Origin of the sequence: Devosia limi DSM 17137, assembly GCF_900128975.1 — a bacterium.
In the GTDB taxonomy this organism is placed as follows: Bacteria; Pseudomonadota; Alphaproteobacteria; order Rhizobiales; family Devosiaceae; genus Devosia; species Devosia limi.
Genome location: NZ_FQVC01000005.1, coordinates 184159 through 196355, shown reverse-complemented (window position 1 = coordinate 196355; position 12197 = coordinate 184159). Strand labels below are relative to the sequence as shown.

The 12197-nt window shown below is 62.8% G+C and carries 9 protein-coding genes; 2 read left to right on the top strand and 7 right to left on the bottom strand.

Annotated elements, in window-relative coordinates; genetic code table 11:
- The first annotated feature begins 174 nt into the window (after nucleotides 1-174).
- Nucleotides 175-1089 (top strand): hemolysin family protein, encoded by a 915-nt coding sequence (locus BUA69_RS10115; protein WP_052950795.1) that lies wholly within the window; start codon nucleotides 175-177, stop codon nucleotides 1087-1089.
- A 353-nt stretch (nucleotides 1090-1442) separates the two neighbouring features.
- Here the strand turns inward: BUA69_RS10115 and BUA69_RS10110 are convergent, their stop codons facing one another.
- Nucleotides 1443-2009, bottom strand: a complete 567-nt coding sequence (locus tag BUA69_RS10110; protein ID WP_046137177.1) for a NifU family protein — start codon at nucleotides 2007-2009, stop codon at nucleotides 1443-1445.
- Between the two features lie 143 nt (nucleotides 2010-2152).
- Between BUA69_RS10110 and BUA69_RS10105 the strand changes: the two genes are divergently transcribed.
- Entirely contained in the window at nucleotides 2153-2455 is a 303-nt protein-coding gene (locus BUA69_RS10105; RefSeq protein ID WP_046137178.1) for a DUF3817 domain-containing protein, read from the top strand.
- Between the two features lie 101 nt (nucleotides 2456-2556).
- On the opposite strand, the gene BUA69_RS10100 is transcribed toward BUA69_RS10105, so the two are convergent.
- The 6 genes from BUA69_RS10100 to BUA69_RS10075 all read right to left on the bottom strand — a co-directional run bounded on the left by BUA69_RS10100 (nucleotide 2557) and on the right by BUA69_RS10075 (nucleotide 12167).
- Nucleotides 2557-3027, bottom strand: a complete 471-nt coding sequence (locus BUA69_RS10100) for a universal stress protein (RefSeq protein ID WP_046137179.1) — start codon at nucleotides 3025-3027, stop codon at nucleotides 2557-2559.
- Nucleotides 3028-3045: 18 nt separating this feature from the next.
- Nucleotides 3046-4077, bottom strand: a complete 1032-nt coding sequence (gene trpS, locus BUA69_RS10095; protein ID WP_046137180.1) for a tryptophan--tRNA ligase — start codon at nucleotides 4075-4077, stop codon at nucleotides 3046-3048.
- 64 nt (nucleotides 4078-4141) lie between these two features.
- Nucleotides 4142-5707: a murein biosynthesis integral membrane protein MurJ gene (murJ, locus tag BUA69_RS10090; RefSeq protein ID WP_046137181.1), complete on the bottom strand. Its 1566-nt coding sequence runs from the start codon at nucleotides 5705-5707 to the stop codon at nucleotides 4142-4144.
- A 9-nt stretch (nucleotides 5708-5716) separates the two neighbouring features.
- Nucleotides 5717-8521, bottom strand: a complete 2805-nt coding sequence (locus BUA69_RS10085; protein ID WP_052950796.1) for a [protein-PII] uridylyltransferase — start codon at nucleotides 8519-8521, stop codon at nucleotides 5717-5719.
- Complete coding sequence (gene mutS / locus BUA69_RS10080; RefSeq protein WP_046137182.1) at nucleotides 8502-11219, bottom strand: DNA mismatch repair protein MutS; 2718 nt, start codon at nucleotides 11217-11219, stop codon at nucleotides 8502-8504. Before mutS ends, BUA69_RS10085 begins: the two co-directional genes overlap by 20 nt.
- A 123-nt stretch (nucleotides 11220-11342) precedes the next feature.
- Nucleotides 11343-12167 carry a DUF2189 domain-containing protein gene (locus BUA69_RS10075; RefSeq protein ID WP_046137183.1) on the bottom strand — a complete coding sequence of 275 codons (825 nt, stop codon included), beginning with the start codon at nucleotides 12165-12167 and terminating at the stop codon, nucleotides 11343-11345.
- Between the last annotated feature and the right edge of the window lie 30 nt (nucleotides 12168-12197).

Here is a 12197-nt window from a genome sequence, read left to right as displayed (position 1 = left end):
CGGCGCACAACGCGACACTCAGACTGAGGACAGAAAAGCCGTATCTCGCGGCATCAGACAATGAACGACAGCGACAGTATGGGCCCAAGGGTGCCCGAAAACCCCGAGCCTCCTTCTAGTCCCGCCTCCGCCTCGACGCGGGGGCCAACGATCTGGAACCGCATCAAGTCCCTGATGGCTTTGCGCACGGTTTCCCTGCGCGACGATCTGCAGGTCGCGCTGGACGAGCAGGGAAGTGCCGAAACAGCGGATTTCTCCGAGAGCGAACGCACGATCCTGCAAAACGTGCTGAAGCTGGGCAATGTCACGGTCGCCGACGTCATGGTCGAACGCTCCGACATCCAGGCGATCGAAGGCGATATCAATCTTGGCACGCTTTTGGGCAAATTCCGCCAGGTTGGCCATTCGCGTCTGCCGATCTACGAGGACGGGCTGGACAAGATATTGGGCTTCATCCACGTCAAGGATGCCCTGCAAAAGATCACCGAACCCGTCAGCGATCCCGACAAGGACGTGCCGGTCAAGCTGGTCTCGTCGGCCCTGCGCCAGAAGATCCTCAAGCTTGACCTGATGCGCACGGCGATGTTCGTGCCCACTTCCATGCCGGTGGGTGACTTGCTGCAATCGATGCGCGCCAGCCGGGTGCATATGGCCATCGTCGTCGACGAATATGGCGGCACCGATGGTCTGGTGACCATCGAGGACCTCTTGGAAGCCGTGGTTGGCGAGATCGAGGACGAGCACGATGAGCTCGAGGCGGCGCTGATCCGCAAGGTGGGCATCGATACCTATATTGCCGATGCCCGGGCCGAGCTGGCCGATGTACGCACGCTGATCGGCCCGGACTTCGATCCGGGTGAGTTCGGCGACGAAGTGGAGACCATTGGCGGGCTGGTGTTCGACCTGGCGGGGCACGTGCCCAAGCGGGGCGAGCGGGTGACGCGGCTGGATGGCTTCGAGTTTGAAATTCTCGCCGCCGATAGCCGCCGTATCAAGCGGCTGCGCATCCGGCGCAAGCGCGATGATGCCGGCGAGCCGCTGGCGATTACCGACCAGAGATCCCCGGCCGAAAAGGCTGCCGCTGAATGAATTTGAGGCCCGGAGTGATCCGGGCCTTTTGTTTGGTTCTTTGCGACGGGCAGGGCGCGCAGCGCCATAGGCACGCTCCACCTTGCCGTCTCCCACTGGTCATTCCCGCCTAGGCGGGAATGACCTTCCTGCGTGGTCCAGGGAGCTTCCTGGCTATGCCGGAATGACACCGTGAGGAGGCAGGGGGCGTTCATGCCGTGTTGAGAGTGCCCCTCGGGTCAGGCCCGAGGGGCAGGCGGTGGTTGCAGCAGATTTAGAAGGCAAGGCTTAGGGCGAGCATCAGCGTCAGCAGCACAAACAGAAACAGCCCGGATCGCTCCGGGCTGCTGCCAAATCTATCGGCGGACCGCCGGTCAGACCTGCTGGACGGCCTCGACGCCGGGGACGAAGTGGCGGAGCAGGTTCTCGATGCCATTCTTGAGGGTGGCGGTCGAGGAGGGGCAGCCGGAACATGCACCCTGCATATGCAGGAAGACGGTGCCTTCCTTATAGCCTTTGAAAATAATGTCGCCGCCATCCATGGCCACGGCCGGGCGCACGCGGGTGGCCAGCAATTCCTTGATCACTTCGACGGTTTCGGCATCTTCGGTCTCGAAGAATTCCTCACCACCGGCATCGCTCGGCACGGCAGCGCCTGCTTCGGCGATGACCGGCTTGCCCGACAGGAAGTGGTCCATGATGACGCCAAGAATGGCCGGCTTGATATGGGCCCAATTGGTGTCATCCTTGGTTACCGAGATAAAATCGGAGCCCAGGAAGACGCCGGTAACCCCGGAAATGGCGAAAAGGCCGGTGGCCAGCGGCGAGGCAGCAGCGGTTTCCATGGAACGGAAGTCGCGCGGCTCGCCGGTCATCACATCGCGGCCAGGCAGGAATTTGAGAGTGGCCGGGTTGGGCGTGGCTTCGGTCTGAATGAACATGGCGATTTCCCTCGGCCGCAATCGGCAATTAGGATTTAGAACGCTTCTAAAATAGTGTTTTTGGCGCGGGAAGCAAGGGCTTTCGCAGAGCGCGACCTTAGGCCACCTTTTGCCCAGCGGGCCCGCAAGCTAACCTCCGCGCCATGATCAGATTGTTTCGCTTCGTGGGCATTGTCGAGGGTATCACCACTGTGGCGCTGTTCTTTGTCGCCATGCCGCTCAAATACTGGTTTGCCATGCCCGGGCTGGTGCCACCGGTCGGCATGATTCATGGCGCCGCCTTTGTGGTCTATCTGCTCGCCATGGTCGTTTGTCTGTGGGGCCGTGGCTTTACCGCCTGGGAATGGACCCGTACGACTTTTGCGGCCTTCTTCCCGCTCGGCACCTTCCTCAACGATCCGATGCTCAGGCGCAAGCAGCTGACCGAACCGGCGCTGCTGGCTTGATCGCCAGCGGCAGTCGCTGAGCGGCTGGGCCATTCCACCGCAGCTCTCATGGCCTGCTGCGCCAAAACCGCTCCACCGGAGGCGATTTCGCCTGCGGCCAGTTAGCAGATCGCGATAATTTCTTCGTCGCTCATTCTGCCGGGCACGATGGTCAGCGGAATGGGCAGCGCATTGGCACGGTTGGCGAAGTGCAGCACCAGCGGTCCCGGACCATCAGGGGAGGTTGAGGCCGCGAGCACGAGAATGGCGATATCGCGGTCCTGGGCGATGACCTTTTCAATCTGTTCGGGGCCATCGCCTTCGCGGATCACCGACTCGACCTTGACCTCGCCGATATCGCGCAGGCGAGCGAGACGGATATCAAGAGTTCGCTCCGCCGCTTCGACGGCCTCGGCCCGCAAGACGTCCTCGACGCCCATGCCGATGAATTCGGGCGGCTCCACCACGCTCATCAGCACCACGGTGCCGCCGGTCCGCTTGACGCGGAAGGCGGCAAAGGTCAGCGCCCGGTCGCATTCTTCGGTCTCGTCAATGACGACGAGAAATTTGCGCTTGTACTCGGTTTCGTACATGGCCGCTCCAGGTGCGGGTTAGCGGATGAAGCCGACGATACGCCGGACTTCGGCCATTGTCGCCTCGGCGAGTACGCTGGCGCGCTCGGCACCGTCGCGCAGGATGGCGTCGATGGTGGCGGGGTCATCGGTCAGGCGGCGCATTTCGCCGATCATTGGCGACAGTTGGGCCACGGCGAGCTCGGCCAGCGCCGGCTTGAAGGTGCCCCAGCCCTGGCCACCATACTGGGCCAGCACGTCCGCCTTGGTCAGATCGGCCAGGGCGGCGTAGATGCCGACGAGGTTATCGGCCTCGGGGCGGCCAGCCAGACCTTCGACCGTTTCAGGCAGGGGTTCGGAATCGCTGGTGGCGCGCTTGATCTTCTTGGCAATGGCATCGGCATCGTCGAGCAGGGAAATGCGCGACTGGTCCGAGGGATCGGACTTGCTCATCTTCCTGGTACCATCGCGCAGGCTCATGATGCGGGTGGCGGGACCAGCGATCAGCGGCTCGGTGATCGGGAAGAATTCGGGGTCCAGTCCCTGTTCGCCGATCGAGGCGGCATAGTCATTGTTGAACTTCTGGGCGATATCGCGGGTCAGCTCGAGATGCTGCTTCTGGTCGTCGCCGACCGGCACATGGGTTGCCTTGTAGAGCAGGATATCGGCGGCCATCAGCGATGGATAAGCCAAAAGGCCCAGCGAGACATTTTCCGAGTTCTTGCCCGCCTTGTCCTTGAACTGGGTCATCCGGTTCATCCAGCCGATGCGGGCGATGCAATTGAACACCCAGGCCAGTTCAGCATGCTGGCTGACCTGGGACTGGTTGAAAATGATCGAGCTCTTGGGATCGACCCCGGCGGCGATGAATGCGGCTGCGACCTCGCGGGTGGCGCGGCGCAGGTCATTGGGATCCTGCCACACGGTGATGGCGTGCATATCAACGACGCAATAGACGCATTCATAGCTCTGCTGCAGCGGCACAAAGCGGCGGATGGCGCCGAGATAATTGCCCAGATGCAGGTCGCCGGAAGGCTGGATGCCGGAAAAGACACGCGGAGTGAAGGCCATGGGTCGGTCTCGTTTGGCTAAGTAGAGCGGGGCTTATCGCCCATTGGAGGGGCGGTATGCAAGTCTAGGCCTTGGTCCGGCGCAGGCGGCGCAGTAATTGGCCGAGCGGCTGCACCCCGGAAAAATGGATTAGCGTGAAATACAGCACGACGCCGAAACTGCAGATGGCGAGCAGCGCCAGCGCCTGCAGCGGGAAGAAGGCGCCGGGGGCAAAGACAGCGTGGCCGCGGCTGGCCAGCAGGTACAGCACAACGCCCATCACGAGGCTAGCAAGCAGGATCAAGCAGTGCTTGGCGAGTTCGGCTCGCGTCAGCGAGAAATATCCGCGTCGGGACAGGAAAAAAGCCAGGCAGGCGACGTTGATCCAGGCCGAAATCGAGGTCGCCAGCGCGATGCCGACATGCTGCAGACTGGGGAATAGCAGCAATGAGGCGGCAATATTGACCACCACGGAAATCCCCGCGAAAATCGTTGGAGTCTTGGTGTCCTTGCGGGAAAAATAGCCCGGCTGCAGCACGCGGATCAGCACGAAGGCGGGCAGGCCGACAGCAAAGGCGATGAGGGTATCGGCGACCTGCACGGTGGCATTGGCATCGAAGGCGCCGCGCTCGAACAGCACGCGTACGATCGGCTCCGGAATAGCGATCAGGGCAGCAGCAGCTGGCAGCGAAAACAGCATGGAAAGCAGCAAGGACTGGCTCTGGGTGGCACGGGCTTCGGCCTCGCGACCGGCACCGAGATGGCGCGACAGCTCGGGCAGCAGCACGGTGCCGATAGCGATACCGATAATGCCCAGTGGCAATTGATACAGCCGATCGGCATTGGAAATGATGGCGATGGCGCTATCGGCGCCCGAAGCAATCACGGTGCCGACGAAGATATTGATCTGGGTAATGCCGCCGGCAATGATGGCGGGAATAGCCAGGATCCAGAAGCGGCGCACTTCGCTGTCGAAATGCGGCCAGGACAGGCGCGGCACGAAACCGGCCCGGCGGATGGCCAAATAGACCAGCGCCAATTGCGCGACGCCCCCCGCCAGCGCCGCAATCGCCATCCAGAACGCGACATCGGCCGGGTTTTCGAGCGTCAGAATCGCCAGCGGCACCAGCACGGCGATATTGACGATATTGAGCAGGACCGGCGCGAAGGCGGCAGCAAAGAACCGATCGAGGCTATTGAGAATGGCGCCGTAAGCGGCCATCAGCGACATGCAGGCCAGATAGGGGAACATGATCCGGGTCAGGAACACGGTCAGTTCGAACTTTTGCGGATCATTGGCAAAGCCGGGCACGAAAAGCCGCATCAGCTGCGGCATGAAGATTTCGGCGAGCACGGTGACAACGAGGATCGCCGCCACGAGCCAGCTCATGATGCGGCCGGCCAGGGCCTTGGCGCTTTCGGCCCCCTCGGTTTCGAGCGCGGTCGAGAACATCGGCACGAAGGCGGTATTGAAGGCGCCTTCGGCAAACAGGCGCCGGAACAGGTTGGGGAAGCGGAAGGCGGCGTTGAAGGCGTCAGCCGTCGGGCCAATGCCGAGCACGGCGGCCATCAGCGCATCGCGCAAGAAGCCGGCGACGCGCGACAGCAGCGTCAACCCGCCGACGGAGAGAAAATTGCGGTAGAGGCTCATCGTGCCCGATCAGCCATTGCTGACCTTGACCCGCTCGTCGGCGGCCTTGGGGCGAAAAACCGCCATCAGGGCATCGTGAATCTTGCGCTGGCGCGGCTTGCTGCCGATTTTCTGGCCGGTCAGATCGGTAACGTAGAAAACGTCGACGGCCTTTTCGCCATAGGTGCCGATATGGGCGGAGCCGATGGTGAGATTGAGATCGGCAATTTCGTGGGTCAGGGCATGGAGGAGCCCGGTGCGATCGAGGCCGGAAACCTCAATGACGGTGAACTTTTCCGACAGCGAGTTGGAGACCATGACTTCCGCCGGCAGCGCGAAGGGCTTGAGGCGACGATTGTGGCGGCTGTCCTTGCCCAGATCGATCAGGATCTGGCGCTTGCCCTGCAGCAATTGCTTGACCGTATCGATGATGCGGGTGGCGCGGACCTTTTCGTCCTCATCGGAGGTGAAGGCGCGGCGCAGTCGGAAGGTATCGATGGCGCGGCCGTCACGGGTGGAGAAAATCTGCGCGCCAATAATGGAGGCATCCTGCATGGTGCAGGCCCCGGCGATAAGCGACAGCAGGCGGGGATGATCGGGGGTATAGAAGGAAACCTCGGTGATGCCCTCGAAGGCCTTGACCCGGATAGAGCCGGCAAAGGGCTGGTCGGCGAGATCGGCCTGTCGGATCATGCGGGCATGTTCGACCTGCAGTTCCGGCTCGGCGCGCAGCCAGTAGTGGTCGTAATGGCGGGCGACATAGGCCTCAATTTCGTCGGCGGGCCAGGCCTGGAGCGCTTCGGCCAGAGTATGGCGAGCCTGGTTGATGCGATCGGACTGGGTGACCTGGGAATGCCCGCCCGAGAGCAGTGGTTCGGTCGCGTAGTAGAGGGCCCGCAGCAGTGAGCCCTTCCAGCCGGTCCAGACCCCAGGACCCACAGCGCGAATATCGCAGGCAGTGAGGATCATGAGCAGGGCCAGGCGTTGGGGAGATTGGACGATGTCGGCAAAAGCCTTGGCGGTTTCGGGGTCCTGGATATCGCGGGCCTGGGCCACTTCGCTCATCAACAGGTGATACTGAATCAGCCAGGCGACGGTGTCGGTTTCGGCGGGGGAGAGACCGAGGCGCGGACAGAATTTTCGCGCAATCCTGGCGCCGGCGATCGAGTGATCTTCCGGGCGGCCCTTGGCGATATCGTGCAGGAACAGCGCCACATAGAGCAGGCGCGTATCATTGAGCTGGGGCATCAGCTCATGGGTCAGCGGCAGCTCGTCGCGTAGCCCCCCATTGGCGATCTGGGCCATGACGCCCACCGCCCGGATCAGGTGCTCGTCCACCGTATAGTGGTGGTACATGTTGAACTGCATCAGGGCGACGATCTTGCCGAAATCGGGCACGAACTTGCCGAGAACGCCGCTTTCGTTCATCTGACGCAGGATACGCTCGACCGAAAGTGGCGAGGTCAGGATGGTCAGGAAATAGCCATTGGCCTTGGCATCATTGCGCAGGCTGTTGTCGATCAGGCGCAGCGAGCGGGTGATGACCTTGATCGCATCGGGATGGAACAGCAATTCCTCGCGTCCCGCGACCAGGAACATCTTGATGAGATTGACCGGGTCCTTCTCGAACACATCGGGGCTGGTGAGATTGAGCCGGCCGGTATCGAGCACGAAATCGGTTTCGCCCTTGATTTTGGAGCGGCCCGCACGGAAGGGGGCGAGAACGCGCCCGACCAAATCCATATCCTTGGCGTGATTGAACTCAAGGCTGGCGCAGAAGATACGGGTCAGATCGCCCACGTCCTTGGCGACGAGGAAATAGCGCTTCATGAAGCGCTCGACCCCCAACATGCCGACGCGCTTGGCATAGCCCATGCGCTCGGCCAATTCGGGCTGCACGTCGAAGGTCAGCTTGTCCTCGGCGCGATTGGTCAGAAAGTGGAGATGGCAGCGCACGGCCCACAAAAAGTCCTCGGCACGCGAGAACAGCCGGTATTCCTGGGGTGATAGCACGCCCTTGCCGACCAGCTCCTGGCTGGTCTTGACCTGGTAGAAGTATTTGCCGATCCAGAACAAGGTATTGAGATCGCGCAGCCCCCCCTTGCCGTCCTTGATATTGGGTTCGACCACATAGCGGGTATTGCCCATCATGCGGTGACGCTCGTCGCGCTCTGCCATCTTGGCGGCGATGAATTCGGGGCCGGTGCGCGGCATGATTTCGGTTTCGAAGCGCCGCACCAGCTGCTCGAACAGCGCCTTGTCGCCGGTAAGGAAACGCGCCTCCAACGTTGCGGTGCGCACGGTCATGTCGGCGCGGGCCATGCGGATGCATTCATCGACAGAGCGGACGGCGTGGCCGACCTTCTGGCCGAGGTCCCACAGCATATAGAGGATGTATTCCGTGACCTGCTCGCCCCAGGGCGTTTGCTTGTAGGGCAGGATGAACAGCAGATCGATATCGGAGCCGGGGGCAAGGGTGCCGCGGCCATAGCCGCCAACGGCTGAAAGAGCGATGGCTTCGGCGCCGGAGGGATTATCGACGGGGTAGACGCGGCGGGTGGCAAACAGATGCACCGCCGAAATGATTTCGTCCTGGGCGGCGGAGAGGTTCTGGGCGCAGCGGGTGCCCTTGCCAGAGGCCAGCAATTCGGCTTCCGCGCCCTGGCGCGCGGCGGCGAGGACAGCCCGTATATGGGCCAAAACGATAGCGCGCGCCGCAGCACTCTTGGGCGCTTCGCGCCCGATAAGGGCATCGAGCTCGTCCAGAATGGTCTCGGCGGTCTTCAGCGCGAAGTGCGGTTTTCGCGATCTGACGTCAGCGTCGGCGAGCGGCATCGCGGATTTTCTTCAACTCGTAGATCAACTCGATCGCTTGCTTGGGGGTCATCTCGTCGGGTCGGACGGCGTCTAGCGCTTCGTGAACGGCATCTGCAGTCTTTGTAACCGGCGGCGGCTGATGCGCAAAGAGCGGCAAATCGTCTAGCACGGCAGCGACACTACCGGAAGACCCGCTGCCTGCCGAGCGTTGTTCGAGAATAGAAAGCACCTGGCGGGCACGGGCCAGAACCGGCTCAGGCAGACCGGCCAGCCGGGCCACCTGAATGCCATAGGAGCGATCGGCAGCGCCCGATCCCACTTCATGCAGAAACACCACTTCACCCTCCCATTCGCGCACCTTCATGGTCACGTTGTAGACGCGGCTGAGGGTCTTTTGCAGGCTGGTCAGTTCGTGGAAATGGGTAGCGAACAGCGCCCGGCAACCGGTGGTTTCGTGCAGGGCTTCGACGGCGGCCCAGGCGATGGAGAGACCATCGAAAGTGGCGGTGCCGCGGCCGATCTCGTCGAGAATGACGAGGGAACGCCGGGTGGCGCGATTGAGGATTGCAGCGGTTTCGACCATTTCGACCATGAAGGTCGAACGGCCATGGGCGATATCGTCGGAAGCGCCGACGCGGGAAAACACCCGGTCGACGACGCCAATATGGGCCGATGATGCTGGCACGAAACTGCCCATCTGCGCCAGGATGGCGATCAGCGCGTTCTGGCGGAGGAAGGTCGACTTACCGCCCATGTTCGGGCCGGTGACCAGCCAGAGCCGGCCACCGCCAATAGCGTCGGAGCCGGAAAGATCGGCGTCATTGGCGACGAAGCTATGACCTTCGGCCTGCACCATGTCCTCGACCACCGGATGGCGGCCGCCGGCTATGGCGAAGGCCAGCGAATTGTCGATCTCGGGACGGGCATAATTGCGGGTGGCGGCCAGGTGAGCGAGGGCGGCGGTGACGTCGAGCTCGGCCAGGGCATCGGCCAGCTGCCGCAGGGAATCGGTCTGCTCCAGCACGTGGGCGCGAAGGCGGGCGAAGATCTTGAGTTCGAGTTCGAGCGCCGCTTCGTGGGCGCGGGCAATGCGGCCCTCCAGCTCGGCCAACTCGGCCGTGGTGAAGCGCATGGCATTGGCCAGGGTCTGGCGATGGATGAAGGTCTGGCGATGCGGCTCTTCGAGGAGCCGTCCGCCATGGGCGGCGGGGACTTCGACGAAATAGCCGAGAACCCCATTGTGCCGGATCTTGAGTGAGCGCACCTCGGTTTCGTCGATCAGGCGGGCCTGCAATGCCGCAACCACTTCGCGGGTTTCGCTGGCGAGCGCGCGTTCGCTATCGAGGGTGGCGTCATAGCCCTTGCGGACAAAGCCGCCATCGCGCGCAAGCAGCGGCACTTCGTCATCGAGCGCCAGCGTCAGCTCGGACGCCAGTGGCAGCGGTGCGGCGGCGAGTGTCTGGGCGATGGTACCAAGAGTTGGCGGAATATCGGCCAGGGGGCGAAAGTGACCGGAAAGGGCCGAGGCAGCGCTGACGGCCTTGCCGATGGCGGCGAGATCGCGCGGGCCGCCGCGGTCCAGCGCCAGACGGGTCAGGGCCCGGGCCAGATCGGGCACGGCCTTGAGGTCACTGCGCAGGCGCCCGGTCAGCATGGTGTCATCGACGAGGAGCGCCACCGCGTCGAGCCGGCCATTGATATCGGCGGCGTTGCAGAGCGGGGCGGCCAGCCGGGCCGAGAGCAGGCGCGAGCCGGGGGCGGTGACCGTCAGATCGATGGCATGACGCAGCGAACCGCGGGCCTGGCCGCGCTGGGTCTGGTGCAATTCGAGCGAGGCGCGGGTAGCCTGATCGATAGCGAGATGTTCGGGAGCGTTTTCGGAGGCCGGTGGGCGCAGCGCCACGGCGCCGCCCTTCTGGCTTTCATGAACATAGCCGACCAGCGCGCCGAGGGCGGCGCGGGACGAGCGGGTGAGGGCGCTGGGATCGAAACTGTCGCCGGGGAAGGCTTCGCGCAGGCGCGGCATGGCCGCTTCACTGTCGAAAAAGGCTGGCGCGATCGGCGAGAGCACCGGCACCAGCGATGGCGGCAACAGGTGCCGCTCAACCAGCGCCTGGCGCGTCGCCTCGGTCAGCAGCAGTTCCACTGGATCGATGCGCGCCAGCTCGTCCTGCAGCAGCTCCGCCGTCAAATCCAGGCAGAAGGTTTCGCCGGTCGAAACGTCAGCCCAGGCAAGGGCAAAATCGGTTTCGCCGTGGTGCACCATTGCCAGGGCAACGAGAAAATTGGAGCTGCGCGCATCCAGATGATCGTCTTCGGTCAGTGTGCCGGGGGTAATCAGGCGAACGACGTCGCGCTTGACCACCGATTTGCTACCGCGCTTCTTGGCTTCGGCGGGGTCTTCGACCTGCTCGCAGAGCGCGACGCGATGGCCAAGGTTTATCAGCTTGCGCAGATAATCCTGCGCGGCATGGATGGGCACGCCGCACATGCCGATATCTTCGCCCAGATGCTTGCCGCGCTTGGTCAGCACAATGCCGAGGGCGGCACTGGCAATCTCGGCGTCCTCGAAGAACAGCTCGTAAAAATCACCCATGCGGTAGAACAGCAGATAGCCCGGATTGATCGCCTTGATCTCGAAATACTGGGCCATCATTGGCGTCAGGGCCGGCTGGGGTGTCGAACTTTTCGGGGGGTCGTAAGGCGCCTGGTCCATCAACAACTCAGCTATCGCGGGAAAGCCGAGACCTTAGTGGGCAATGGCGAAAAATCCAACAGCGCCTCGGCCGCTTTGCCCCGATGATTGAGCCTGGGCAAAGCGGCAACCGGCCCCCCGCAATCAATGGCTGGTGCGACTGCGGCCAGAGGGTTCTGGCTCGATTACCTTGCGATAGAGATGCCAGGTGGCGTGACCGAAGATCGGGATGACCACCGCAAGGCCGACGAATAGCGGCACCATGCCAAGCGCCAGACCAAGAGCGACGATGATGCCCCAGGCAGCCATGGGCACCGGGTTTTTCATCACCGCGCGGAACGAGGTCTGTACCGCCACAAAGGCGCCGACATCGCGATCCAGCAGCAGTGGGAAGGCAATGACCGTGGTGCAGAGGGTGAAGATGGCAAAGGCCAGGCCCAGCAAATTGCCGACAACGATCAAGGTCCACCCCTGCGGGGAGGTGAGGATCTGGTTGATGAGGTCAGTCAGCGCCATGGGCGGGGCCGAGCCAAACAGGCTTTCATAGAGCGTCTGCGCGGCGGTCAGCCACAGGGTGAAGACCACGAAGAGCATGACCGCGACGCCGCCGATCGAGGCGAGGGCGGGGGAATGCAGCACATCGAAGGCGTGGCGCCAGGACGTATCCATGCCCATTTCGCGCCGGCGACTGATTTCATAAAGCCCGAGAGCCGCGAACGGACCGATCAGCGCGAAGCCACCCACCAGCGGGTACAGCATGGGCCATGTGTAATAGCCCGACATCCAGACCGCCAGACCAATGCCGACAATGGGATAGATCAGGGTGAGCAGCACGTAATGCGAGGGTTTTTCCCAGAAGTCGGCAGCGCCCTGCCGCAGGCTATCGAACAGATCAGACAGGCCAATCTTGCGCACGACGGGATGGGCCAGCTTTTCCCCGGCGCCGCCAATAACATGGAAATGTGCCATGACCAGAGACCTCCTTATCGGGCAGCCGCG